This is a genomic window from Synechococcus sp. CS-1333, from assembly GCF_025128015.1.
Lineage (GTDB): Bacteria > Cyanobacteriota > Cyanobacteriia > PCC-6307 > Cyanobiaceae > MW101C3.
The window spans coordinates 94,980-119,130 of the sequence record NZ_JAHLYO010000014.1 but is presented as its reverse complement, the minus strand read 5'-3'; the positions used below and the strand labels follow the sequence as shown (position 1 = coordinate 119,130).

Sequence of the window (24,151 nt, the reverse complement as noted above, 5' to 3'; positions counted from 1 at the left end):
ATGGATGACGCTCCTTTCAATCCTTCCCTTGGCGCCCTGCTTTGGGACGTGGACGGCACGCTGGCGGAAACGGAGCTGGACGGTCATCGCCCGGCCTTCAACCTGGCGTTTGCGGAGGAAGGCCTCCCCTGGCACTGGGATCCGGCCACCTACATCCAGTTGCTGGCGATCAGTGGCGGCCGGGAGCGGTTGCGCGTCTTTCTCAGCGACCAGGGGCCTGAGCCCCCCGATCCCGCTTTGCTGGATGCGCTGGTGCGCCGCAAGCAACACCACTACACAGCCCTGATGGCGGCAGGGGCGATCCGGCTGCGCCCGGGCGTCGAGCGGCTGATCACGGCCGCCGCCAGCGCCGGCCTTAGTCAGGCGGTGGTCACCACCAGCGCCCGTCTCTCTGCCCAGGCGCTGATCGAGCGCCTGCTGCCTGGCGCGGCTGCTGCCTTCGCGTTTCTTGTGTGCGGCGACGACGTGGCCGCCCTGAAACCCGCGCCCGATGCGTATACCCTTGCCCTCCACCAGTTGGCGATGCCGGCGGCGGCGGTAGTGGCGATTGAGGACTCCAGCAACGGCACCCGGGCCGCCACGGCCGCTGGTCTGCGCACCCTGGTGACCCTCAGCGAAGCCACCCGCCGGGAACCGCTCGCTGTGTTTGAGGGGGCTGCCGCCATCGTGAGCCAGTTGGGTGAGGGCGGCTCTCCTGTCTCAGTGCTGCAGGGCCCTGCTTGCCCTGACGGCCTGATCACGCTCTCCTACCTCGAGCAGCTGGCCGTTCCGTCATGAGCACCCCGCCGGTTCAGGCCACCCGCTTTCAGCACCTGCTCGATCGCAGTGCCTCTGCTCTGCTGCAAGGGGTGCGTGGCACGTGGCGACGCCGCAGCCTGTCGTTGATCGCCCTGCTGGCCGGGTATTTCGCCGGCAACAACCTCACCTCCTATTTCCTGGTCACCATCGGACAACGGCCAGTGGTGGTGCTTCTGCTGGTGGTGCTCCTCGAAGTGCTGGTGCGCGTGCGCAGCCATCAGGTGCGCGGTGAACCCACCCTGGCCTGGGTGATCTGCGACCACCTGCGCCTCGGGTTCGTCTATGCCGTGGTGGCGGAGGCGTTCAAGCTGGGCTCGTGACGCTGCCACTGGACCCTGCCTTCTCCCCGCTCTGGCCTGAGGCTCCCTATCGCTGCCTGCTCCAGGCCTGTGGGGTGGCGGATGCTGTGGCCTGGCAGGAGCGCTGGCGGCAGCATCCCGACGCCCTGTCCATTCCGCCTGATCCGCGCTGGGCGCTGGTGTTACCGCTGCTGACCCGCTGCCAGCGCGAGGTGGCCAAGGGCAAGCGCCTGCTGATCGGCCTCAACGCCCCGGTGGGGGCCGGCAAATCCAGCCTCGGTGCCTGGCTGAGCGCCTTGGCACCGGAGCTGGGCCTCAGCCTGAGCAGCCTCTCGATCGACGATTTCTACTGGCCCTGGCAGAAGCGCATCAGCCGCATGGCAGGCAATCCCTTTGGTGTCGACCGGGTTCCTCCTGGCAGCCATGACGCGGACCTGCTCGCCCACCAGCTCACACGCTGGCGCCAGGAAGGGATCCTGCGTTGGCCCCGCTTCGATAAACGCCTGCGGCAAGGGCGTGGTGATCGCAGCGGTTGGAGCGCCCAGCAGGCCGATGTGGTGCTGCTGGAGGGCTGGATGATCGGTTGCCGTGCGATTGGCCCGGCAGCACTGGCGGGGCGGCTGGAGCGGCTGGCGGATGGGACGACACTGGGGTTGACGCCCGAGGAACAGGCCTGGCTGCCGCATTGGGACGCTGCGCTGTTGCCCTACGCGCCGGTGTGGGCGCAACTGGATGGGCTGTGGGTGCTGCGACCGCTCGACTGGAGCTGGCCACGCCGCTGGCGCTTTCAGGCTGAAGCGCGCCAGCGCCGCCTGGGCGGCTCAATGGGTGGGGACGCCGGGATCAGCGCTTCCGCTTTCAGAAGCTCCACAGAAGGTCCACTCCCGGCAGCCATAGCGTTGCGTGGGGCCGACCTGGAAAGGATTGTGCGGGCCAGCCTGTGTTCTCTCCCACCAGCCCTTTACCAGGATCCCTTGGTCTGGTGCACCGACCCAGGCCATGAGCAGGTTGTGGAAGCGGTGGGACTACTGGACAGCCGGCGCCGCTTCCGTTGGATGGGCACCGGTGAGCAGGCCCGCCTGGCAGGTCCTCAGCTCTCTTCGGTTTCGGCGCTGTCGTCGATCGGATAGACGAAGCCCTGAGCCCGGCCGCTGAGCACGGCTTTGCCGAGGGAGAGCGCCTTGCTGGCGGCAACGCCAGCTTTGGCTTTCCAGTGCGCGTGGCGCTGATTGCGCTTGCCTTTGGACGTTTTCTTCTTGGGAACAGCCATTCCCTACCTACTGCCAAACAACTACTTTCCGCTGCCGGCCTGCCTTTCGTCAAATCGCTAAGCTCCATGGAGAAGCAAATCCCCGTGAGCAGCGCGCCTCCTGTGCATCCGCTCTGGTCCAGCGGGTCCACCGCTGCCCTGTCGGTTGCCCCAGATCCCACAGCGGCTCCTGCCGTTGAATCGAGGCCAGCCGCCACCAGCACCAGTCCTACTCCCGGCAACCAGACCCCTCCAACACAGCCCGACGCTGAGCAGGCCGCCACAGAAGGCTCCGCCTCAGAACGTTCCACTGCAGAGCCGACCCCTACGGAGAAAGCAGCTCAAGAACAGGCTCCCGGTCAAGCGACGCCCGCAGCCCTGCCTCCGGCTGCAGCCGAGTCTCGCCCTGGCCTCTTCGGCAATTTTGGCGTGCAGCAGGCTCCGGCCCCTACCTACAGCGAGCTGCTGGCCCTGATGCGGGCCGGCCAGGTGAAGGAGGTGGAGCTGTCGCTGCGCCAGCGGGAAGCCCTGGTCACCATGGCCGATGGCAGCAAAGCGCGGGTGCCGGTGTTCGCCAACGACACCCTGCTGCTCAGCACCGCCGAACAGGCCAAGGTGCCGCTCAGCGTCCGTGATGATCGCCAGGAAGATGCCACCGCTGGCCTGGTGGTCAATGTGCTGCTGGTGGTGATGCTGGTGGGCGGCCTGACGCTGCTGATCCGCCGCTCCTCCCAGGTGGCCAACAAGGCGATCGGCTTCGGGCGCAGCCAGCCGCGCCTCCAGCCCGAAGGCACGGTGTCGGTGCGCTTCGAGGATGTGGCGGGCATCAACGAGGCCAAGGAAGAACTGCAGGAGGTGGTGAGCTTCCTGCGCCAGCCCGAGCGCTTCACCTCCATCGGCGCCAAGATTCCGCGCGGTGTTCTGCTGGTGGGCCCGCCTGGCACCGGCAAAACCCTCCTTGCCAAGGCGATCGCCGGCGAGGCGGGTGTGCCCTTCTTCTCGATGGCGGCCTCGGAGTTCGTGGAGTTGTTCGTGGGCGTGGGCGCCAGCCGGGTCCGCGACCTGTTCCGCCGCGCCAAGGAAAAGGCTCCCTGCATCATCTTCATTGATGAAGTTGATGCCGTGGGGCGCCAGCGTGGAGCGGGCATCGGCGGTGGCAACGACGAACGGGAGCAGACCCTCAATCAGCTGCTCACCGAAATGGATGGCTTCGAGGAAAACTCCGGCGTGATCCTGCTGGCGGCCACCAACCGGCCGGATGTTCTGGATGTGGCCCTCACCCGGCCCGGTCGCTTTGATCGCCAGATCAGCGTGGATCTGCCCGACCGGCGCGGCCGCGAAGCGATCCTGGCTGTGCATGCCCGCAGCAGGCCCCTCTCAGACGAGGTGTCAATGGCCACCTGGGCCGCCCGCACGCCTGGATTCTCCGGGGCGGATCTGGCCAACCTGCTCAATGAGGCGGCCATCCTCACCGCACGCCGCCAGAAAGCCAGCATCGATGACCAGGCGCTCAGCGATGCCCTGGAGCGCATCACCATGGGCCTGGCCGTGGCTCCCCTGCTCGACAGCGCCAAGAAGCGCCTGATCGCGTACCACGAAGTGGGGCACGCCCTGCTCACCACCCTCATTCCCCACGCGGATCGCCTCGACAAGGTGACCCTGCTGCCGCGGGCCGGCGGCGTCGGCGGCTTTGCCCGCACCATGCCGGATGAGGACATCATTGATTCCGGGCTGATCAGCCGCGCGTATCTGCAGGCCCGGCTGGTGGTCGTGATGGGCGGTCGCGCCGCTGAGCTGGTGGTGTTCGGCCCCAGCGAAATCACCCAGGGTGCTTCCGGCGACCTGCAGATGGCCACCCGCATCTGCCGCGAGATGGTCACCCGCTACGGCTTTTCACCGCTGGGGCCGGTCGCACTTGAAGGTGATGCCGCTGAAGTGTTTCTTGGTCGCGATCTGATCCAGACGCGGCCCAGCTACGCCGAAACCACCGGCCGCCGCATTGATGCTCAGGTGCGCGCACTCTCCCAGGAGGCGCTCGACCGGGCTGTCGCCGAGCTGGAGCCACGCCGTGACCTGCTTGATGATCTGGTGGAGCTGCTGATCGAGCGGGAAACCCTGAGCGGCGATGACTTCCGGGCCATCGTGGACCGCTATGAAGCCAACCTCATGGCCACCACCCAGAGGGCGCTTACGCCCACCCCCGCGGCCTGAGCGGGCTGCGCAGGTGGGGGGTTTCGGCACCCCACCCAGCACAGGTTGATCAGGTGAAACGGATGTCGAGGCTGCGCAGGTAGGTGTGCAGGCCGGCGTCCTGAATGGGCAGCAACAGGGCAGTGCGGCCGCTTTCGTTCACGTGGGAATGCCACTGCCCTGGCGGGGTCACGAAGGCGGCACCGGGTTCCCACTCCATGCGCACAGGGTTGCGGATGGTGCCGTCGGCATTGAGCTCGCTGCCCGAGAGGGTGGCGCAACCGGGATCGCAGTCGATCACCAGATCAAGCGCTACCGACTGATGCCGGTGCGGTGGCTGGACGGCTCCGGCCGGCACCATGCCGTACATGGCCCAGAGGGTATGGGTGACCGTGCGGCTGGCAGGCAGGGCGGTATTGGCCAGCAGCAGGCTCAGCCGGTTGCTGCGGGCGCTGCTGGGGTCGGCTGCCAGCAGAGCCAGCTCCTGGCGCAGCCAGCTGCCCGGGTAGAACGTGGCCTCAAAGCGCGCCTGATCGGGGCTCACACCCAGATAGCGGAGCAGAGGGGCGTCGTGCACCCAGTAGAGAACGCTCTCAGCCGTGGCCTCCAGCTGCGGCGTGGCTCCGGCCGGCAGCACGAACAGATCGCCCTCACTCCAGCTCTGGCTGAAGGCCGGAGCGATGGCGTTGCCCTGCCGGTGGCAGCGGCCTTCACCGCGGAGCACGTAAAACAGGAGGCTGGTGGCGTTGGCGCTGGCCTCGATCGACTCCCCGGCCAGCAGACGAATGAAGTTGGCGGAGAGGGCCGGACTGGTAGCCGGGCCGCTGCAGCCGAGAGCCGCGCTCAGATCAAGGGACAGCACGGCCGTCGGACCGCTGGCGTGCAGTTCAGGGCCCCAGCGATGGTCCGGGATCGGTTCGGTCAGCCCGTGGCGGATAGGGTTGGCTGCCTGGCGATAGTCGAACAGCTGGGCGGTGGGGCTTGGGCTGCTTGCAGGTGCTGCGGAAGGCCGGCTGGAGCTGCTCGGCGAGGTGGCGGTTGGTGGCTTGGTCTGGGTCATGGATCCAGCCGCTTGGTGATATCGGTGAGCCTATTGACGCAAGCCTGGAGCCGGGGGGTGGCCGCCGATGACACCCTTTGGCCTGCTGCCGGCCTCAGCCACCGGCCACGGCCGGCACGATGCTCACTTCATCGCCATCGCTCAAGGGGGTCGCCTGGTTATCGAGGAAGCGGATGTCTTCGCTGTTCACGTAGACGTTCAGGAAGCGACGCAGCTTGCCCTGCTCATCGGTGAGACGTGCCTTGATGCCGGGGAACTGACTGTCGAGCTCCTGCAGAAGGGCATCCACGCTGGAGGCTTCCAGTTGCACGCTGGCCTGATCGGCGGTGTACTTCTGCAGCGGAGTGGGAATCAGGACCTGAATCGCCATGGGACTTGGGCAAGGGGGAAGGAAGGAAGGAAATCGCCGGGAATCCCGGTGGGCTGGGTTCAGACCCCCATCGGCTCCCAGGTGGCGCGATGCAGGGATTGGGCCCGCTCCCAGGCGGCATTGAAGCTGCTGAGCTGGGGTTCGATCGTGTGGGGCTCGCCGACAACCCCGCTGACGGCCTCAAGGGTTTTGAGGCCGTTGCCGGTGATGTAGGCGACTGTGGTTTCTTCGGGGTCGATCTTGCCCTGCTCGGCGAGTTTCTTGAGCACGGCGATGGTGGTACCGCCGGCCGTTTCGGTGAACACGCCCTCGGTTTCGGCCAGCAACTGGATGCCGGCCACGATCTCCTCGTCGGTGACGGAGGCGATGGTGCCGCCCGTGCGGCGGGCGATGTCGAGGGCGTAGGGGCCATCGGCAGGGTTGCCGATGGCGATTGATTTGGCGATGGTGTCGGGCTTGACGGGGGTGATGAAATCACGGCCCGCATCGAAGGCCTGGGCGATTGGTGAGCAGCCCTCGGCCTGGGCGCCGCTGAAGCGCACCGGCTTTTCATCGACGAGGCCGACTTTGATGAATTCGTCGAAGCCCTTGCGGATCTTGGTGAACAGGGAACCGGAAGCCAGCGGCGCCACGATGTGGTCGGGCAGTTGCCAGCCCAGCTGCTCGATCACCTCGTAGCCGAGGGTTTTGGAACCTTCTGAGTAGTAGGGGCGCAGGTTGATGTTCACGAAGCCCCAGCCGTAGGTGTTGGCCACTTCCGAACACAGCCTGTTGACCTGGTCGTAGTTGCCCTTCACCGCCATCAGGGTGGGGTTGTAGATCAAGGTGCCGAGCACCTTGCCGAGCTCCAGATCGGCGGGGATGAAGACGCAGCACTCAAGGCCCGCATGGGCAGCGATGGCAGCTGTGGAGTTGGCCAGGTTGCCGGTGCTGGCGCAGCTCACCGTGGTGAAGCCGAGCTCGCGGGCGCGGGTGAGGGCCACCGACACCACCCGGTCCTTGAAGGACAGGGTGGGCATGTTGACGCCGTCGTTCTTGATGTAGAGGCTCTTGAGGCCGAGGCGCCGGGCCAGACGGTTGGCCCGCACCAGGGGGGTGAACCCGGTGCCCACATCAATGGGATCGCCCTGCACGGGCAGAAATTCGCGGTAGCGCCAGATGGAGGCCGGGCCGGCTTCGATCGTGGCCCGGGTGACCCGGGCGCGGATGGCGTCGTAGTCGTAGACGACTTCCAGAGGCCCGAAACAGACGTCTTCGCAGACGTGGCGGGCTCCGGCGTCGTAGGGGTGGCCGCATTCCTTGCAGCGCAGCCCCGTGAAGGTGGCACGAGAGAGGGTGGCCGTCACAGGCTCACTGCAGCGTTGAATCGAAAGCTAGCAGCGATGAGCAGAAGGCACGGAAATATCCGATCTCTGAAGTCGGGTATTCAGTTGACTTCGGAGTGCCATTCAGGCCGCAGGCTTGTCAGCAGCCGATGCCTGTTTAGCCTCAGCCCGTGCCCCACCGTTTCCCTCGCCTGAAGCCACCGCTGCTGGCGGGCTTGCTGCTCGTGTCCCTGCTCGCCTTCGGCGTGATCGTGGTCTCGCGGCTGAGCATCGAATGGGCGTGGTACACCCAGTTCAGTTTTCAGCAGGTGCTGTTGCGCCGCTGGATGCTGCAGGTGCTTGGGTTCCTGCTGGTGATGGGGGTGGGGGTCCCGCTGCAGTTGCAGCAACTCCACCGCTGCTGGCGCCTGCGCAGCGAGGCCACAGCCAAGCCGTTGCCGCGCCAGCCACTGCTTCGAATGGGCCCCCTTGCCCTGGTGTGCACGCTGCTGGCCTTGCTGCTGCTGCTCAGCACAGGGCTCGTGTTTCTGTTCGTGCAGGCCCGGGGTCTGATCTCCGATCCCTTCGATGGCGATGTGGTGAGTGGCCTGTCCGCGTTGGCCGGCCTCTCGCCCGTAGGGGTGGGGCTGCTGGCCGCCCTGCTTGGCCTGTTGCTGCTGGTGTGGCCCCTGCAGGTGCTGCGGCTGGTGCTGGTGGCGGCGCTGGCGGGTTCGGCCACAGCCCTGGCGCGTGGCTGGAGCCTGTGGCTGCCGGCACTGCTGGCCGTGCCGTTCGGTGAAGCCGATCCGCTCACCCATTTCGATCTCAGCTTTTCGGTGCTGCGGTTGCCGGCCCTGCAACTGCTGCTCAGCGTGCTGATCGCGCAGTTGGTGGTGGGGCTTGCCGGTTGCCTCTGGGTCAGCTTCACCGAGGGATCCAGCCTCAGCGACCTGCGCTTCGTGGGCCTGAGCCGCGACCAGCAGGGCGTACTCAAGCCCCAGATCGCCGTGCTCGCGGCGCTGGCCTCACTCGGCAATGCGCTCTCCCCGTTTGCGTTGATGGTGCAGGGGAGCGGTGTGGCGGCGGGCGCCGGCTTCGTTGACCTGCATGTGCGCCTGCCCATCCGGCTGCTGCTGGCCCTGCTGCTGATGTTGGCGGCGCTGGGGTTGGCGCTGCCGGTGCGACGCACCTGGCTGCGCCGGGTGGTGGTGATCCCGCTGCTGGCCACGGCTCTGCTGCTGCCGGTGGCCGAGTTCCTGGTGGCGCCGCAGGCGCAGCGCTTCTGGGTGCAGCCGCGTGAGCTTGCGGTGGAAACGCCCTACATCGAGCGCAGCATCCTTGCCACTCGGCGCGCCTTCGGCCTTGAGGAGGTGCTCAACACCACCCTGGAGCCCCTGCAACGCATCACCGCCGCCGACCTTGTCGCAGCGCCGGGCACCCTGGCCAACATCCGCCTCTGGGACAGCGGGCCCTTGCTGGCGGCCAACCGGCAGTTGCAGCAGCTGCGCCTTTACTACAGCTTTCCCTCCGCCGCTGTCGACCGCTACGACCTCTCCGCCGCTGGAGAGGACCAGAGCTCCCAGCAGGTGATGATCTCCGCCAGGGAGCTGGACAGCACCGCTCTTCCGGAAGGGTCGCGCACCTGGCTGAACCGGCATCTCGTCTTCACCCACGGTTACGGCTTCACCGTGTCACCGGTGAATGTGTTTGGGCCCGACGGATTGCCGCTCTTCTTTGTGAAGGATCTCGGCCGCAGCGGCCGGGTGCAGGGCATCTCCCAGCTGGGCATCACGGACGCCGAGGCACAGGCCGCTTTTCCCGTGGGCCGGCCACGCCTCTACTTTGCTTCCGCTCCGGCGCCTTATGCGATTGCTCCTACCAAGGTGCAGGAATTCGATTTCCCTGACGGGGAGCTGAACGTTTACAGCCACTACGATGGGGAACGGGGCATTCCGCTCACCAATGCCTGGCAGCGGTTCACCGCTGCGGTTTATCTGCATGAGCCCAGGGTGCTGTTGGCTGGTTCGTTCACGCCCCGCTCCCTGCTGCTGCTGCGGCGCCAGGTGAATGAACGGGTGAAAGCACTGGCCCCTTTCCTGCGCTTCGAACGTGAGCCGTACATGGTGACGGTGAACGTGAAGAACGCTTCAGAGTTTGACGAGAAGCACCATCAATACTGGATGCTCGATGGTTACACCACCAGCCGCAGTTACCCCTACAGCGATGCCAACGCGGAAGGCATCCGTTATTTCCGCAATCCTGTGAAAGCCGTTGTGGATGCTCAGGACGGCAGGCTGTGGTTCTACGTGAGCGATCCGAGTGATCCGGTGCTGCTTACCTGGCAGCGGGCCTTTCCTGAGCTGTTTCACCCACTCACGGACATGCCCTCAGCACTGTTGGCCCACATTCGGGTGCCCAACAGTCAGTTCAAGATTCAGTCGGAGCGTCTGCTTCGTTATCACGTCACCGATGTGCGCACGTTCTACAACGGTGATGATGTCTGGGAGGTACCGCTCGAAATTTACGGTTCCGAGACCGTGGCCGTGCAGCCCTATCACGCCACTGTTCAACTGCCTGGAGAACGGCGGCCGGAATTCGTGCTGCTGCTGCCCTTTTCTCCGGTGCGACGCTCGAACCTGGTGGGCTGGTTGGCTGCTCGCAACGATCCGCCCCATTACGGCGAATTGTTCCTTGTTCGCTTCCCCCAGCAGCGGCTTTTGCTGGGCCCGGAGCAGGTCACCGCGCTGATCGAGCAGGATCCTCAGATCAGCTTCCAGTTCGGCCTCTGGAACCGAGCCGGAGCCCGGCTGGTGCATGGCAACCTGCTGGTGTTACCGGTGGGGGATGGTCTGCTCTATGTCGAGCCGTTCTACCTTGAATCGGGCAACAAAAGCCTGCCCACGCTGGTGCGGGTGGTGGTCACCGACGGGCGCCGCTTTGTGATGGACCGGGATCTTGACTTGGCCCTTGAGAAGCTCACCCAGGGCACAGCCAAAGGCTCCGGCCCAGCAGAATCACTTCCGGCCTTCCCTCTGCCCCTGCCAATCCCTGGTCTCGACACACTCTGAGCCAGGCTGTGGCGGTAGGACGATTGGAAGCTTTCGCGCGATCAATCAGTTTGCAGCCTCCACACGACCACTGGCCCGAACGTCCCACAGCAAGGCCGGAAGCTCTGATCGGCATGGTTCATGGGATGGACAGCCCGAAAGGGGCCTGGGGTTCCATGTCACATCAGACCAATGGGACCGGATGGCTCTCGATGCCATGAGCCCGAAATCTCCCCATGAAAAAAGGGCCCGAAGGCCCCAGGGTGGTTTTGGTGCGTGTGAAGGTGCACTGGGTGAGGCCGACACTGTCGGTTGTCGACAGGGGGGTTGTGGACGGTTCAGACCGCCACAGCGGTTTTGGGATCCAGGACGCCCTTGGCGTAGAGGGCGGCGTAGTAGTTGATGTTCTGCTGCTTGATCTTGCTGGCCTGGCCGGCGCACCAGAACTGCTGGTAGCGATCAAGGCACACCTGCTTCATGTAGGCCCGTGCAGGCTTGTTGAAGTGGCGGGGATCGAAGTTGGCGGGATCCTTGAAGGCAGCTTCCCGCACAGCGGCAGTGAAGGCCAGACGGTTGTCGGTGTCGATGTTGACCTTGCGAACGCCATTCTTGATGCCGTTCTGGATCTCTTCGACCGGCACGCCATAGGTTTCGGGAATGGCACCGCCGTACTTGTTGATCATGTCGAGCCATTCCTGTGGCACCGAGCTGGAGCCGTGCATCACCAGGTGGGTGTTGGGGATCGCTTTGTGGATTTCGGCGATGCGGGAAATGGCCAGCACTTCGCCGGTGGGCTTGCGGGTGAACTTGTAGGCACCGTGACTGGTGCCGATGGCGATCGCCAGAGCATCCACTTTGGTTTTGGCGACGAAGTCGGCGGCTTCGGCCGGGTCGGTGAGCAGTTGCTCGCGGGAAAGGGCACCTTCGAAACCGTGGCCGTCTTCGGCTTCACCCTTGCCGGTTTCCAGCGAACCCAGGCAGCCCAGTTCCCCTTCGACGCTCACGCCGATGGCATGGGCCACATCCACCACTTCCTTGGTGACAGCCACGTTGTACTCGTAGCTGGCGGGGGTTTTGGCGTCAGCTTCCAGGGAGCCGTCCATCATCACCGAGGTGAAGCCGTTGGCGGCGGCACCGAAGCAGGTGGCAGGGCTGTTGCCGTGGTCCTGGTGCATCACCACCGGGATGTCGGGATAGGTTTCGGTGGCGGCGATGATCAGGTGACGCAGGAAAATCTCACCGGCGTATTGGCGAGCGCCGCGGGACGCCTGCAGGATCACCGGGCTGTCGGTTTCATAGGCAGCCTCCATGATCGACTGCACCTGCTCCAGGTTGTTGACGTTGAAGGCAGGGATGCCATAGCCGTTCTCAGCGGCATGGTCGAGCAGCAGCCGAAGGGGAACGAGGGCCATGGGGGAATACCTCTGAGGGTGTGGGTGGGCACGTCGGGGGCACCAGCGCGGTGAACGAGGGGAGGCGGACCAAGAGACCAGGCCACCGGCTTCGAAACCCTGACGCGGGATGCGCGCGACTCTAGGCGATGCTGATCGCTCTCAACCCACCGGCAGGTCCTGGCGCAGGCCGGTGTCGGCGGCGGCGATGGCCAGATCGCAGCAGAGCTGGCTGCGGAAGCCCTCGCTGAGACCCGGCACCATCGGCTGACCGGTGCGCACGCTTTCGGCCCACCAGCGGTGCAGGCGCGCCACCGGGGCGATTCGCCCATCGGCCCAGGTGCGGGCAAAGGCCAGAGCAGGGTCCACCGGTACCGGCTGCAACGCTTCGCCTCGCCCTGCCCGCCAGAGGTGGAAGCCATGCACATAGTCGCTCTGGTTGTCGCTGCCCAGCACCAACGTGCCTTCGCTGCCGTACAACTCGAGCCAGCAGCCGCGCCCCTGGCGGGCCACTGCCGCCAGGCTCACCTGGGCCGGCACCAGCCGCTGGCTTCCAGCACCACTGCCAGCAGCGCTGCCTTTGCCGAAGCCTGTAGCGAGGCCCGCATCGAGTCCCAGCTGCAGCAGGGCAATGTCCTCCGCATCCACGGCAGCCAGGCGGCCGCTGCCATCGGGCAGCGGGCGGGCGTCGATGGCGGTGGAGAGTGTGCCCTGCAGCTCCCGGGTGGGGCCGATCAGCCAGTGCAGCATGTCGAAGGCGTGGGTGCCCAGGGCGCCCAGCACACCGCCACCTTCGCTGCGTTGGGCGTACCAGTTCCAGGGTCGGGAAGCATCGGCGCGGCTGCTCATCAGCCAGTCGAGCTTCACCAGCCAGGGGTCGCCGATCACGCCCGCCGCCAGCAGGGCCGCCAGCTGCTGAAACACCGGCACTGCCCGGTATTCGAAGTTGACCGCCACCTGCAACCCCCGGCTTATCGCCAACCGCTGCAATTCCTCCACCTGCTCCGCCGAAACGCCCACGGGTTTCTCGAGCAGCAGGTGCTTGCCGGCATGGAGGGCGGCTTTCGCCAGGGCGAAGCGTGGGGCGGGCGGCGTGGCGATCACCAACGCCTCGATGCCGGGGTCCGCCAGCAGGGCCTCGAAGTTTGTGAAGCCAGGCAGGGAGGCGGCGCTGGCGGCCTGCTCCACCCGCTCGCGGCGAGGGTGCCAGAGCGCCACCGGTTCGGTGCTGCCACTGGCGCGCAGGGCCTGCAGGTGCACCTTTTCCCCGAATCCCAGGCCAGCCACCGCCACCCGTAGGGGCGCTGCTTCGAGCAGTGTCATCGGAGGGCCAGCAGGGGGGCGCCGGCGGCGCAGGCTTCTTCCAGCACCGCGCTGATCAGGGGATCCCCGCCGGTGGGTTGCCAGTCAGCGCCGAAGCGGGGCAGGCCATTCACGGACGTGTCGCGATACAGCCGCTGGCCGCAATCGAGGTCCATCACATACAGCTGACCGGGCCGTGCCTTGGTCCTGTTGGGATTGCCGGAGTCGTCTGTTTCCGGGGGCGGCGCCGGTTGAAAGCGGCTCAGCACGGAGAGCCAGCCGTCACGGCTCAGCCGCAGGCTGCCCTCATCCCACCACTGGCGCCCTTCCGCTGTGGCGGGCACTTCCTTCCAGCTGACCGGCCCGGCCAGGGCCGCACCACCCGACCAGCCGGGGGCCGGCAGCAGCAGAGCCGGGAGCAGCGCCAGCAGCAGCGCGGCGGCCACCATGACGCCCCGGAGCCTGCAGCCGGAAACCATCGCCCGTGCCAACGACCAGAAACGGCGGGCGGCGAGCTGGGGCGACCAGCGCTGCAAAAGCGGCAGCAAGAGTTGCTTGGTGAGCCAGCCCATCAAGCGGCTACGGCGGGGGTGACGCCATGAAGCCGCAGCAGGCTCGCGAAGGTGGAGCGAAAGCGGGTGCGGGGCACGATCAGGTCGACGAAGCCGTGATCCTGCAGATACTCAGCCGTCTGGAAACCTTCCGGCAGCTTCTCGCGCAGGGTCTGCTCGATCACCCGGCGTCCGGCGAAGCCGATCAGGGCCTTCGGTTCGGCCAGGATCAGGTCGCCCAGCATCGCGAAGCTGGCGGTGACGCCACCGGTGGTGGGGTGGGTGAGCAGGGGGATGTAGAGCAGCTCCTCCTGGCGGTGCCGCTGCAGGGCGCCGGAAATCTTGGCCATCTGCATCAGGCTGAGCATGCCTTCCTGCATGCGGGCCCCGCCAGACGCGCACACGATCAACACCGGATAGCGGCGGAAGGTGGCGGTTTCGATCATGCGGGTGAGCTTCTCGCCCACCACCGAACCCATGGAGCCGCCCATGAAGCGGAAATCCATCACGCCCAGCGCCAGGGGCATGCCTTCGATCCGGCAGAGGCCGGTGATCACCGCATCGCGCAGACCGGTGCTGCTCTGGGTGTCGCGCAGGCGATCGGCGTAGCTGCGCCGGTCTTTAAAGGCGAGCGGATCGGTGGGGGAAAGATCGGTGTCGAGCGGCTGGAACGTGCCCTCATCGGCGATCAGCCGCAGGCGGGCTTCACTGTCGATGCGCAGATGGTGGCCGCAGCCGCTGCAGACGCTGGCATTGGCGATCAGGTCTTTCCGGTAGACCACCAGGCCGCATTCCGGGCACTTGCTCCAGAGCCCGTCGCCCTCGTCGAGTTCTTGGGGGGCGCGCACCACCGGTGCAGCCTTGCGGCGATCGGCGAACCAGTCGAACAGCGACACGGGAGAGGCGACAGGCGCAAGAACGGATCACCATTAAAAGCTGCCGCTGCCGGCGCCATGCCGCTGCAAGCCGCTCAGAGGCTCTGGTAGCCCAGCCAGCCGCCGAACCAGCGCAACCACCAGCCCTCGCCTGCAAGCCACACGGCGATGCCGCCGAAAGCCAGAAAGGGGCCGAAAGGAAAGGGCTGATGCGGGCCCAGGCGGCCGGTGAGGCGGCCGATCGAGCCCAGTGCCGCGCCACCCAGCACGGCCAGGGCCACCGCCAGGCCCATGCCCTGCAGCCCGAGCCAGGCCCCCAGCAGGGCCGTGAGCTTGGCATCGCCCAGACCGAGGGCGGGGCGGCCCAGCAGCTTCTCGCCCAGGGCGCTGAGCCCTTCAAACACCAGCAGCCCCACGGCGGCGGCGAGCAGGTGGTTGACCAGCAGCTGGCGGGCGATCGCCTCCGACTGGCTGATCCCCAGCAGCGCGGTGACCACCAGACCCCCCACCAGGCCCCAGCGGCAGAGCGGTTCAGGCAGCCACAGCTGATCGGCATCGATCAGCACCAACGGAACCAGCAGGCTGATCAGCGCCCAGCCGGCAATCATCAGCTGCCAGAACGGCGGCGCGCCCATGGCGGAAGGGCTGGCCAGCACGACGGCCACCCACAGCCCAGCGGTGAGCAGCTCCACCAGCGGGTAACGGGGAGAGATCGGTGCGTGGCAGTGGTTGCAGCGGCCCCGCAGCCACAGCCAGCCCAGCACCGGCAGGTTTTCATACCAGGCCAGCGTGGTGCCGCAGTGGGGGCAGTGGCTGGGGGGCGAAAGGATCGATTCGCGGCGCGGCAGGCGCCAGGCCACCACGTTCAGGAAACTGCCGACGCAGGCGCCAAGCACGGCTGCCAGCACGGCGATCGGTTCGAGGCTGATGGGGGTCATGGACGTCGGTTGTTGCGGGAGCGTGCGCCCCGCCCGCCAATCATCTCCAGTGGAATGAACCGCTCCTCCGGCAACAGCACCGGGGCTTCGAACACCACCCGGCCCTGATCAGTGGCCTCCTGCAGCACGATCCCCAGCGGTTCACTACCGCCGGGGACATGTTCGCAGTAGTGGAAGTACACCTGACGGGCCCGTCGAAGCACATCGCCGCTGTTGATCCGATCCCAGCGCACGGAATGGTTGGCCGCGCCGGCGGCCCCCCGAATCACGAACGACGGGGGGACGGAACCGGATGAAGAATCAGGAGATGTGGCGATGGAAATCGTCCTCCCCCGGCGCGACCTTTGGGCGCAGCCTAATCGGTCAGAAGAGGCTCTTCTTATCCTCGATCAGCCGGTGGATGATCGGGGTGAGGATCAGCTCCATCGCGAAGCCCATCTTGCCGCCGTTCACCACGATGCTCGTGGGGCTCGACATGAAGGAGCCGTTGATCATGCGCAGCAGGTAGGAGAAATCGATCCCCCACTTCTCCCGCGCCCCTTTGCGGAAGTGAATGATCACGAAGCTCTCGTCAGGGGTGGGGATGTTGCGGCAGATGAACGGGTTGGAGGTGTCCACAGTGGGCACCCGCTGGAAGTTGATGTCCGTGCGGCTGAACTGGGGGCAGATGTGGTTGATGTAGTCGGGCATGCGTCGCAGAATCGTGTCCACGATCGTTTCGGCGGAGTAGCCCCGCTCGGCGTTGTCACGGCTGATCTTCTGGATCCATTCCAGGTTGGCGATCGGCACCACGCCGATCAGCAGGTCGACAAGGGAGGCCACGTCGTAGCCGTCGCCCTCCACGCCGCCGTGCAGGCCTTCGTAGAAGAGCAGATCCGTGCCGGTCGGGATCTCTTCCCAGGGTGTGAACTGACCGGGATTGAGCTGGGTGCCGAGCCGGGCGTTGTGCTCGGCGGCCTCTTCGACCGAGTGCAGGTAGTAGCGCTTCTTGCCGCTGCCGGTTTCGCCGTAGGCCCGGAACAGATCCTCGAGTTGATCGAAGAGGTTGGCTTCCGGACCGAAGTGGGAGAAGTTCATGCCGTTGGCCTGGGCCTTCGCCATTTCCTCCTTCATCGGGCCGCGCTCGAAGCGGTGGAAGCTGTCGCCCTCCACCACCACCGGCTGGATGCCCTCCCGCTGGAAGATGTGCTCGAAGGCGCGCTTGACCGTGCTGGTGCCTGCACCCGAGGAACCGGTGACAGCCACGACCGGGTGACGTTTGGACATCGGTGCAGCGGGGGAGAAACGAGGCTGTGAGTTTGGCAGGTCGCCGGTCAGAGGGCTTCCAGCAGCCGATCACCGATCGCGGCGCAACCCAGCCGCGTGCAGCCGGTGGCGAGGTCGGCCTCACCGATCAGGTCAGCGGTGCGGCAGCCCGCCGCCAGCACCTGGTCGACGGCCCGCTCCAGGGCGTCGGCGGCTTCAGGCCGCTGCAGACCCACCCGCAGCAGCATGGCGGCCGAGAGCACCATCGCCATCGGATTGGCCACATCCTGGCCGGCGATGTCGGGTGCTGAGCCGTGCACCGGCTCGAACAGGCCCGGCCCGTCGCTGCCCAGGGAGGCGGACGGCAGCATGCCGATACTGCCGGTGAGCATGGCGGCTTCGTCGCTGAGGATGTCGCCGAAGAGGTTGCTGGTGAGCAGCACATCGAACTGCTTGGGCCAGCGCACCAGCTGCATGGCGGCGTTGTCGACGTAAAGGTGGCTGAGCTCCACCGCCGGATAGTCGGCGGCCATCGCCGTGACCCGGTCGCGCCAGAGCTGGCTCACATCAAGCACGTTGGCCTTGTCGACCGAACACAGCCGTCCGCGACGTTCCGTCGCCAGCTGGAAGGCCACCTTGGCGATGCGATCGATTTCGTAGTCGCTGTAGGCCATGGTGTTGAAGGCACGCACATGCCCACCGGCCTCCACCCGGCCTTTCGGGGTGCCGAAGTAGACGCCGCCGGTGAGCTCGCGCACCACCATCAGGTCGACGCCCTCGATCACCTCAGGCTTGAGGCTGCTGGCGCCCGCCAGGGCCGGAATGATCTTCACCGGGCGCAGGTTGGCGAACAGGCCGAGGCCGGCCCTGAGGGCCAGCAGGCCACTTTCCGGGCGCTGTTCGCGCGGCAGGCCGTCGTAGCGGGGACCACCGATCGCCGCCAGCAGCACCGCATCGCTCTGGCGGCAGGCCTCGAGCGTGCGCTCCGGCAACGGCACGCCGCAGGCATCGATTGCCGCTCCTCCCACCGGCTGTTCGTCGAAGCTGAGGGAAAAACCGTGGCTGGCGCTCACTGCCTCCAGCAGCCGCCTGGCCACCGCCGTGATCTCCGGACCGATGCCGTCGCCGGGCAGGAGGGTGATCCGGTACGTGGTCATGCGTTCAGCCGAGGCGGCGGGGGCAACTGGCGAGATTACCGGCTCAGGCGCTGATCCACACGCACAGCCATAGACCCACCCGCGCAGCCCTCAGGGGTCGCCGGCGGCGGCCTTGAGCTGGCGCACGCTGCGGGCCAGCTCCGGCAACTTGCTGAAGGCGGCCGAGCAGCGCAGCCACAGGCGGTTCGGGATCGCCGGATAGCCGCTCACCACCTCGCCGGCGGCGATGTCGCCGTGCAAGCCCGACTTGGACGAGGCGATCGCCCGATCGCCGATCGTGGTGCGGTTGGCCACACCCACCTGGCCCGCCAGGATCACACCGTTGCCGAGACGGGCGCCGCCGGCGATGCCCACCTGGGCGGCCAGCGCACAACCCCGGCCGGTAACGACGCCGTGGCCGATCTGCACGAGGTTGTCGATCTTGGTGCCGGCGCCGATGCGTGTCTCCCCCACCGATGGGCGATCGATCGTGGTGCCGCAGCCCACCTCCACCTGCTCCTCCAGCACCACCAGGCCGGTCTGGGGCATCTTGCGCCAGCCATTGGCGGTGGGCACAAAGCCGAAACCCTCCGAGCCGATCACGGCGTTGGAGTGCACCACGCACCCGCGCGCCAGACGGCTGCCGGGATGGAGCACCGCATTGGCATGCAGCTCACAGCCCTCAGCCAGGTGCACATCGGGGTAAAGCACCACGCCGGCATGGAGCACGCAGCCTTCACCCACGAGGCAGTCGGCCCCCACCACCACATGGGCGGCGATGTGCACGCCGGTGCCGACGCTGGCGCTGGGATCGATCACCGCCGACGGGTGAATACCGGCGGGCCAGTGCCGGGGCGGGTGCAGTGCCGCCAGGGCCTCGGCGAACCCGAGTCGCGGATCCTTCAGGGCCACCCAGGCCATGCCCCGTTCCTGCGCCAACTGCTGCAGTTCCGGGTCGAGCGGCAGCAGCAGCGCCGAGGCGTGGCAGGTGGCCAGGGCGGCACTGAGCTGGTGGCCGGGCTCGAGAAAGGAAAGCTGGCCGGCAGCGGCCTGATCCACGGCGGCTGCCCCGCTCAGTTCGGGGTCGCCTGCCAGATGCCGCGGTGCGGAGTCGTTGAGCAGGCCCCGCTGGGCGAGCTGGAGCAGCAGGGTGCTGAAGCGCATGCTGCCGGAGCCGCGAACTGAGGCCGGATCGTAGGCCTGCCTTGCGGTCAGTCGCTGGCGGGTGCCAGGGCCGTGAGCACCAGATGGTCGCGGTGCACCACCGCCGCTCCTGCCGGTTGCTGCAGCTCCCGCTGCACCTCGCTGCTGCTGAGGCCCAGCACCTGCCGCACCTCCTCGCTGCTCAGGGCGCAGAGGCCCCGGCCGATCTCCTCTCCCTGCAACGACATCAGCCGCACCGCGTCCTGGCGGCCGAAGCGGCCCTCCACGGCGCGGATGCCCACCGCCAGCAGGGACGCGCCCCGCTCCACCAGCGCCTTCTGCGCCCCTGCATCGATCACCAGATCCCCTTTGGGCAGCAGGGCATGGGCCATCCAGCCCTTGCGGTCGGCCAGGGGTCTGGAGCTGGGCTGAAACACCGTTCCCACTTTCTCGCCGGCTACCAGGGCCTCCAGCACGCGCGGGTCGCGGCCGTCCGCCAGCCGCACGCGCACCCCGCTGGAGGTGGCGATGCGGGCGGCAGTGAGCTTGGTGGTCATGCCGCCGGTTCCCCAGCGCCCGCCCCCGCTGGCCACGCTGCTGAGCCGGGCCAGCTCCTGGAGATCACGCACCTCCTCGATCGGCTCGACAGTGGCATCGCTGCGGGGATCACCGGAGTAGAGCTGGTCGACATCGGTGAGCAGCACAAGTTCCTCGGCGCCGATCGCCACCGCTACCAGCGCCGAGAGGGTGTCGTTGTCGCCGAAGCGCAGTTCGTCGGTGGCCAGGGTGTCGTTTTCGTTGACGATCGGAATCACTCCCCAACCCAGCAGGTGTTCCAGGGTGCGGCAGGCGTTCTGGTAGCGGCGGCGCGAGGCCAGGTCGCCGCGGGTGAGCAGCACCTGCGCCACACGCACGCCGTGGCTGGCGAAGGCTTCGGCGTAAAGCCCCATCAGCTGGCCCTGCCCCACCGCCGCCGCCGCCTGCAGCGCCACCACTTCGGTGGGGCGCTTTTCCAGCTGCAGGGCATGGCAGCCCAGGCCCACGGCGCCGCTGGTCACCAGGGTCACCTGATCGCCCCGGCGGCGTTGCTGGCTGAGGCTGGCCGCCAGATCGGCGATCACACAGGCGGTGTCGCGATCCGCCGAGCCCCGCAGCAGGCTGGTGCCCACCTTGATCACACGTCGCGTCATCCCTTCAGGTCCGCTCCCGCCAGCCGCGCCAGCCGCACCTCCAGGCGTTGCAGATGGTCGACGCGGCAGGGCAGCCCGTGCACATCCACCGGCTTGGCCAACACCGTGAACAGGCCGAGCCTGTTGCCGACCAGCACATCGGTGAACAGGCGATCCCCCACCACGGCCACCTGCCGCGCCGGCAGATTCAGCTCAGCCAGCACCCGCCGCAGGGTGCTGCGGCGCGGCTTGCCCGCTGACACGGTGTAGGGGAGGTCAAGCTGATCCGCCACCGCTCCGATGCGGCGCCGGGACGGGTTGTTGCTGAACAGATGAATGCGCAGGTGCGGCTTGGCTTGAATCAGCCACTGCTCCACGGCAGGCGGCAGTTGCGACTGCCGGCGCGGGATGAGGGTGCGATCCACATCCAGCACCAGCGCCTTGATGTTCTGGGCGATCAGCCGCTCCAGAGGCAGGCCGGCCAGGCTGGTTTGCAGCTCCCAGTCGGGTTGCAGCAGGTGGCGGGAGGTCACCCAGCGCTCTCCCTGTCGTCGAGTTCAGCCTCGATTCGCGGCTGCACGCGGTCGAATTCCTCGCCTTCCACCAGCACTGCTTCGCCGTTGTGCATGCGGGCCACCACGAAGAAAGGGTCGAGCGGAATGTACAGGCCGTACTCCTGGTCTTCGACCATGAAGCTGACGAGCAGCTCGTAGGTGTCGGTGTCGTCGTCTTCGTCGCCGTCCTCGTCGTCAAGATCCTCCGGATCGGGCTCCTCCAGCTCACCGCTCACCGTGAGCGTGACGGCGGAACGCACCAGGGTGAGGTCGTGCTCCTGCAGCACCACATCGGCCACCGACAGGATCGGTTCGGTGGCATCGAGGGTTTCGATCGGCTCCGGTTCGTCGTCGCCCTGCAGGCGGAACAGGCACACCGGGGTATCGACCGGCGTGAGCAGGGCGTAATCGTGCCCATCAAGCGGGATCAGTTGTTCGAGGAAGCAGAGCAGCTGGCGGTCGTGGTCGTCACGGACGAGAACCGTGGGCACGTCACCGGATCCTGTGATCGAGGGGCCTTCGGCACTCATGGAGGGGGAGTCAGACCCTCTCAGAATGTCTCAGCGCCGGCCTGCTGTCCGCAGGGGGGTCGCCAAGGTCACCGGCTCGTCACCTTCCCGCAACCATTGCTCCAGCAGCAGCGCCGCTGCGGCACTGTCGAGCGCGCCGCTGCGGTCACCGTGCAGGCGGTGGCGCTCTCCCGCCTCCCAGCTGCTCGCGTGCTCATCCACCCAGGCCAGCGGCAGGCTCAGGTGGCGGGCCAGCCGTTCGCCGTAGCGGCGGCAGTGGGCCGCCTGGGGCGTGGGCTGCTGGAGGCTGTCGAGCGGCAGCCCCACCACCAGCGCCTGCACCCGCCGGCTGGCGCTGAGGGCGCGCAGGGTTTCCAGGTCGTGGGCGTAGGCCCCGCGCGCCAGTGCCGGCAGTGGGGTGACCGTGAGCCCGAGCGGATCGCAACCGGCCAGGCCGATGCGGCGCCGCCCCACATCCAGCGCCAGCACGGAGCGGGGCTGTGGGGGTTGGCGTTGTTGCCGCGTGCCGGGGGTGGCGCTCACCGGAGGGTGGACAGCGCACTGGAGGAGGCACTCACCAGTGCCCGCGTTGGGCGTGCGGCGGGCGTGAGCGCCGACGGTCCTGCAGGGGTGGGCACCGTGCGACGGCGCGGTTTGAACGGCTCGAGCACGGTGTCGAGGCGCCAGTTGGCGGCGCGGCTGCTGGCCTGCTCGTGGCGGCGCCAGACGCTGCGCGCCATCAGCAGCCGCTCGCCTTCCAGGCTGGCGCCGATGCTGCGCAACCAGGCGCAGCGCTCCGCATCGCCGGCATCACTACAGAGGCGCACCACCGGATCGCTGGCCACCGCCTGGATCAGCAGGTGCTCCAGCGCCGGGCCGTGCAGCCGCGACCAACCGGGATGCACCGTGAGCTGCAGATCCACCGGGCCATGGCCCTGGTGATGCAGCCGGCGCACGCCCGCCACTGCCTGCTGGCGGCTGGGGTCGAGCCAGAGCGCACTGGGGCCGCTGCTCTGGTCAAGCAGATCCTCCACCCGGCGGTCAAGCAGCTGGCGCAGCAGCGCCGGGCAGGCCGCCTGCTCCAGGTGCAGCATCAGGCCAGCGGTGCGCCGATTCAGGGGCCGCAGTTGCAGGTCGCCAGGGGGCGGCAGAGCCGGGCCCGGCTCTGCCGGGGCGTTCCACAGCCAGGAGACTTCGTGCCGCAGGGGCTGAAAGCCCTGCTCCCGCAGCAGTGCCAGCCGGTCGGTGTCGGTGCTGTCACAGCGGGCAATCCAGCTGGCTGCACCGCTGCAGCGGTGCAGCGCCTCGCGCAGCAGGCCCGCCTGGATCTCCTGGCCGCTGAGGCTGCCTGGTCGCTGCAGGGCGGTGCGTGCCACCCGCAACGCCTCAACACCCCAGCAGCTGCCACTCCGGTTGAGGCGGCGCACCACGCTCACCCCCAGCATGCAATCGGCTGTCTCGTAGGCCACCAGCACCTCAGGAACCAGGGGCGGGCGCTGCACCAGGGCACTCAGCAGGCGCTCCGGCTGACGCAGCAGAAGGGAGCGCTGCAATAGCGGCTGCAGATCAGCGAACGCGGCATCGTTCAGCAGCGGCAACGACCAGCCCTGCAACGGCTCGATCCGCAGCTCCCCCGGCGCGGCGAGCGGGTCACCTCCCGAGGGGCGTAGGGGGATGGGGTGCCGCACGTGACTTCAGTCGTGACCCGACTGTATCGGTTCTGGACCGGCTGGCCGGAGGGGTGCCAGCGCGTGAGGGTCAGGCGGGGCGGACCACCACCAGAGGCGTGCGCTCGTTGGCATTGCCGGCCGGATTGGGCCGCAATGCCCGCTGCAGCAGGCCCTCATCGCAGCCCTCGCTGGCGGCCAGCACCTTCACCCGGCCCAGATCATTCACATCCACCACCGCCACCGGCACGCCCAGTTGCCTGGCCAGTTCACGGCAGCTGCGCTCGGGGTGGGCCGGGCCCAACACGATCGTCTGGTCGTAGGGGGGGGTGGTGCCGGTGATGTCATCGATCAGGCGTGCCTGCTCTCCCGCCAGGCGGTAGAAGCCGCCGCGGCTGCCCACCAGTTTCATCAGGGTGCCGGCCAGCCAGGCGCACAGCACCCGCGCCGGGCCTACGTCGTCGATCAGGGTCTGCAGGCCGCAGGCGGTGGCCAGGCTGCTGGTGGGATGGAACACCCGGCAGAGCAGGCGGGCCAGGGCCGATGGCTCCACCATGGCCGGGTGCTGGTAGCGGCCCTGCATCACCGCCAGCGGTGTTTCGCCGATCGTGAGGATGTCGCCGGGTTGCAGCACGGCAGCGGCGTAGCGGCGCAGAACGTCGGCTGGATCATCCAGCACGCCGAGCAGATGGGTGGGCAGCGGCAGCACCTGACAGGCTTCCCCTGCTCGCCAGCGGGAGGTGGCGGGTTGCAGGGGCTCGGGCTTGCGCAGGGGTATCAGCAGACCGTCACGGCGTTGCAGCCGTCCAAAGGGGCCGTAGTTGACCCACAACACCTCGAGCCAGAGGGTGTCGATCAGGGCGAGGGGATCGATCGGCTGCTGCCCGGCGGCGCCAGCAGACGGCCGGCCGGCCGGCGCGGCGATCGTGAGCGAGACGCGGGCCTCCGTCTGCTTGTTGCCTTTGACGATGTAGGCCGCCCAGTAGCCATCGGCGCGGGTGTCCTCATCGGGATGGGCGGCGGTGAGGCGGGCCGTGACGGTGACCCCGCTCAGGTCGCCCTTGCCCAGCAGGGTGGGCCGCAGCTCCACTTCCGGCACCATCACCTCCATGCGGGCATGGGGGTTGCTGAGGCGCAGCACGCCTTCCACGGTGATGGCCCCGTCGCTGGCGGCTGCGTGCTCCTGCACCGTCCAGTCATGGGAATCCAGCCGCAGCGGTGAAGCGGGCCGCAGCCGGTGGCGCAGCTCCAGCCACAGCAGCAGGGCGCCGAAGCCAAGAGCGGCGATCAGGGCCAGGCACAGAGGAGCGGGCAATGGGGCCACGGAGTGCTGCGGGCGGCGAAACAGCGGGAG

General features: G+C 67.6%; 24 protein-coding genes. 5 read left to right on the top strand and 19 right to left on the bottom strand.

The genetic code is table 11. The features are described 5' to 3' along the window. From KQ303_RS05040 to KQ303_RS05030, 3 genes are read left to right on the top strand one after another with little or no spacing between them, the layout of a single operon-like run. The gene (locus KQ303_RS05040) at positions 1–777 is read left to right on the top strand and encodes an HAD-IA family hydrolase (protein ID WP_259729402.1); all 777 of its coding nucleotides are present in this window, start codon (positions 1–3) and stop codon (positions 775–777) included. Then, positions 774–1,118, top strand: coding sequence for a DUF565 domain-containing protein (locus tag KQ303_RS05035; RefSeq protein WP_259729401.1), 345 nt, complete (start codon positions 774–776; stop codon positions 1,116–1,118). The genes KQ303_RS05040 and KQ303_RS05035 overlap by 4 nt, the downstream gene beginning before the upstream one ends. After that, on the top strand, positions 1,115–2,227 hold the full coding sequence (locus tag KQ303_RS05030; RefSeq protein WP_259729400.1) for a hypothetical protein: 1,113 nt from the start codon (positions 1,115–1,117) through the stop codon (positions 2,225–2,227). The genes KQ303_RS05035 and KQ303_RS05030 overlap by 4 nt, the downstream gene beginning before the upstream one ends. Here the strand turns inward: KQ303_RS05030 and rpmF are convergent. Then, positions 2,188–2,367 carry a 50S ribosomal protein L32 gene (gene rpmF / locus KQ303_RS05025; protein ID WP_094510684.1) on the bottom strand — a complete coding sequence of 60 codons (180 nt, stop codon included), beginning with the start codon at positions 2,365–2,367 and terminating at the stop codon, positions 2,188–2,190. The two genes, KQ303_RS05030 and rpmF, sit on opposite strands and share 40 nt — an antisense overlap. 408 nt (positions 2,368–2,775) lie before the next feature. On the opposite strand from rpmF, the gene ftsH reads away from it, so the two are divergent. Further along, on the top strand, positions 2,776–4,557 hold the full coding sequence (gene ftsH / locus KQ303_RS05020) for an ATP-dependent zinc metalloprotease FtsH (RefSeq protein WP_259729399.1): 1,782 nt from the start codon (positions 2,776–2,778) through the stop codon (positions 4,555–4,557). Positions 4,558–4,606: 49 nt separating this feature from the next. Here ftsH and KQ303_RS05015 read toward each other — a convergent pair whose 3' ends face one another. From KQ303_RS05015 to thrC, 3 genes are all read right to left on the bottom strand, one after another. Further along, the gene (locus KQ303_RS05015) at positions 4,607–5,596 is read right to left on the bottom strand and encodes a cupin (RefSeq protein ID WP_259729398.1); all 990 of its coding nucleotides are present in this window, start codon (positions 5,594–5,596) and stop codon (positions 4,607–4,609) included. Between the two features lie 94 nt (positions 5,597–5,690). Beyond that, the gene (locus tag KQ303_RS05010) at positions 5,691–5,966 is read right to left on the bottom strand and encodes a MoaD/ThiS family protein (protein ID WP_259729397.1); all 276 of its coding nucleotides are present in this window, start codon (positions 5,964–5,966) and stop codon (positions 5,691–5,693) included. A 59-nt stretch (positions 5,967–6,025) separates the two neighbouring features. After that, positions 6,026–7,312 carry a threonine synthase gene (thrC, locus tag KQ303_RS05005; RefSeq protein ID WP_259729396.1) on the bottom strand — a complete coding sequence of 429 codons (1,287 nt, stop codon included), beginning with the start codon at positions 7,310–7,312 and terminating at the stop codon, positions 6,026–6,028. A 149-nt stretch (positions 7,313–7,461) separates the two neighbouring features. Between thrC and KQ303_RS05000 the strand changes: the two genes are divergently transcribed. Further along, a complete protein-coding gene (locus KQ303_RS05000) occupies positions 7,462–10,338 on the top strand; it encodes a UPF0182 family protein (RefSeq protein ID WP_259729395.1) in 2,877 nt (958 codons plus the stop codon). A gap of 317 nt (positions 10,339–10,655) precedes the next feature. On the opposite strand, the gene fba is transcribed toward KQ303_RS05000, so the two are convergent. The 15 genes from fba to KQ303_RS04925 all read right to left on the bottom strand — a co-directional run bounded on the left by fba (position 10,656) and on the right by KQ303_RS04925 (position 24,112). Beyond that, positions 10,656–11,729 (bottom strand): class II fructose-bisphosphate aldolase, encoded by a 1,074-nt coding sequence (gene fba / locus KQ303_RS04995; protein ID WP_094510680.1) that lies wholly within the window; start codon positions 11,727–11,729, stop codon positions 10,656–10,658. Between the two features lie 141 nt (positions 11,730–11,870). After that, entirely contained in the window at positions 11,871–13,031 is a 1,161-nt protein-coding gene (locus KQ303_RS04990) for a Gfo/Idh/MocA family protein (RefSeq protein WP_259729394.1), read from the bottom strand. Further along, complete coding sequence (locus KQ303_RS04985; RefSeq protein WP_311134121.1) at positions 13,028–13,582, bottom strand: hypothetical protein; 555 nt, start codon at positions 13,580–13,582, stop codon at positions 13,028–13,030. Before KQ303_RS04985 ends, KQ303_RS04990 begins: the two co-directional genes overlap by 4 nt. Then, positions 13,582–14,457 (bottom strand): acetyl-CoA carboxylase, carboxyltransferase subunit beta, encoded by an 876-nt coding sequence (gene accD, locus KQ303_RS04980; RefSeq protein ID WP_094510678.1) that lies wholly within the window; start codon positions 14,455–14,457, stop codon positions 13,582–13,584. The genes KQ303_RS04985 and accD overlap by 1 nt, the downstream gene beginning before the upstream one ends. Positions 14,458–14,531: 74 nt before the next feature. Then, on the bottom strand, positions 14,532–15,374 hold the full coding sequence (locus KQ303_RS04975) for an A24 family peptidase (RefSeq protein WP_259729393.1): 843 nt from the start codon (positions 15,372–15,374) through the stop codon (positions 14,532–14,534). Then, entirely contained in the window at positions 15,371–15,643 is a 273-nt protein-coding gene (locus KQ303_RS04970) for a hypothetical protein (protein ID WP_259729392.1), read from the bottom strand. Before KQ303_RS04970 ends, KQ303_RS04975 begins: the two co-directional genes overlap by 4 nt. A 94-nt stretch (positions 15,644–15,737) precedes the next feature. Next, entirely contained in the window at positions 15,738–16,640 is a 903-nt protein-coding gene (locus tag KQ303_RS04965) for a phosphoribulokinase (protein WP_259729391.1), read from the bottom strand. 47 nt (positions 16,641–16,687) lie between these two features. Further along, positions 16,688–17,776 carry a 3-isopropylmalate dehydrogenase gene (gene leuB, locus KQ303_RS04960; protein WP_259729390.1) on the bottom strand — a complete coding sequence of 363 codons (1,089 nt, stop codon included), beginning with the start codon at positions 17,774–17,776 and terminating at the stop codon, positions 16,688–16,690. A gap of 90 nt (positions 17,777–17,866) precedes the next feature. Further along, a complete protein-coding gene (lpxD, locus tag KQ303_RS04955) occupies positions 17,867–18,919 on the bottom strand; it encodes a UDP-3-O-(3-hydroxymyristoyl)glucosamine N-acyltransferase (protein WP_094510674.1) in 1,053 nt (350 codons plus the stop codon). 47 nt (positions 18,920–18,966) lie between these two features. Further along, positions 18,967–20,088 (bottom strand): glutamate 5-kinase, encoded by a 1,122-nt coding sequence (gene proB, locus KQ303_RS04950; protein ID WP_259729389.1) that lies wholly within the window; start codon positions 20,086–20,088, stop codon positions 18,967–18,969. Beyond that, on the bottom strand, positions 20,085–20,600 hold the full coding sequence (locus KQ303_RS04945; protein WP_094510672.1) for a YqeG family HAD IIIA-type phosphatase: 516 nt from the start codon (positions 20,598–20,600) through the stop codon (positions 20,085–20,087). The genes proB and KQ303_RS04945 overlap by 4 nt, the downstream gene beginning before the upstream one ends. Then, entirely contained in the window at positions 20,597–21,151 is a 555-nt protein-coding gene (locus KQ303_RS04940; protein ID WP_094510671.1) for a DUF3727 domain-containing protein, read from the bottom strand. The genes KQ303_RS04945 and KQ303_RS04940 overlap by 4 nt, the downstream gene beginning before the upstream one ends. Positions 21,152–21,181: 30 nt before the next feature. Further along, positions 21,182–21,673, bottom strand: coding sequence for a Holliday junction resolvase RuvX (gene ruvX, locus KQ303_RS04935; protein WP_259729388.1), 492 nt, complete (start codon positions 21,671–21,673; stop codon positions 21,182–21,184). Continuing rightward, positions 21,670–22,818, bottom strand: a complete 1,149-nt coding sequence (locus KQ303_RS04930) for a hypothetical protein (RefSeq protein ID WP_259729387.1) — start codon at positions 22,816–22,818, stop codon at positions 21,670–21,672. Before KQ303_RS04930 ends, ruvX begins: the two co-directional genes overlap by 4 nt. A 70-nt stretch (positions 22,819–22,888) precedes the next feature. After that, positions 22,889–24,112, bottom strand: a complete 1,224-nt coding sequence (locus KQ303_RS04925; RefSeq protein ID WP_399233099.1) for a F420-0:Gamma-glutamyl ligase — start codon at positions 24,110–24,112, stop codon at positions 22,889–22,891. Between the last annotated feature and the right edge of the window lie 39 nt (positions 24,113–24,151).

Bases quoted from the DNA above. Each gene is read 5' to 3' on its own strand.
- KQ303_RS05015 (WP_259729398.1), bottom strand. From the start codon at position 5,596: ATGACCCAGACCAAGCCACCAACCGCCACCTCGCCGAGCAGCTCCAGC.
- fba (WP_094510680.1), bottom strand. From the start codon at position 11,729: ATGGCCCTCGTTCCCCTTCGGCTGCTGCTCGACCATGCCGCTGAGAAC.
- KQ303_RS04990 (WP_259729394.1), bottom strand. From the start codon at position 13,031: ATGACACTGCTCGAAGCAGCGCCCCTACGGGTGGCGGTGGCTGGCCTG.
- KQ303_RS04985 (WP_311134121.1), bottom strand. From the start codon at position 13,582: ATGGGCTGGCTCACCAAGCAACTCTTGCTGCCGCTTTTGCAGCGCTGG.
- proB (WP_259729389.1), bottom strand. From the start codon at position 20,088: ATGACGCGACGTGTGATCAAGGTGGGCACCAGCCTGCTGCGGGGCTCG.
- leuB (WP_259729390.1), bottom strand. From the start codon at position 17,776: ATGACCACGTACCGGATCACCCTCCTGCCCGGCGACGGCATCGGTCCG.
- KQ303_RS04975 (WP_259729393.1), bottom strand. From the start codon at position 15,374: ATGACCCCCATCAGCCTCGAACCGATCGCCGTGCTGGCAGCCGTGCTT.
- KQ303_RS05035 (WP_259729401.1), top strand. From the start codon at position 774: ATGAGCACCCCGCCGGTTCAGGCCACCCGCTTTCAGCACCTGCTCGAT.
- KQ303_RS05010 (WP_259729397.1), bottom strand. From the start codon at position 5,966: ATGGCGATTCAGGTCCTGATTCCCACTCCGCTGCAGAAGTACACCGCC.
- KQ303_RS04965 (WP_259729391.1), bottom strand. From the start codon at position 16,640: ATGTCCAAACGTCACCCGGTCGTGGCTGTCACCGGTTCCTCGGGTGCA.
- rpmF (WP_094510684.1), bottom strand. From the start codon at position 2,367: ATGGCTGTTCCCAAGAAGAAAACGTCCAAAGGCAAGCGCAATCAGCGC.
- KQ303_RS04940 (WP_094510671.1), bottom strand. From the start codon at position 21,151: ATGAGTGCCGAAGGCCCCTCGATCACAGGATCCGGTGACGTGCCCACG.
- lpxD (WP_094510674.1), bottom strand. From the start codon at position 18,919: ATGCGCTTCAGCACCCTGCTGCTCCAGCTCGCCCAGCGGGGCCTGCTC.
- KQ303_RS05040 (WP_259729402.1), top strand. From the start codon at position 1: ATGGATGACGCTCCTTTCAATCCTTCCCTTGGCGCCCTGCTTTGGGAC.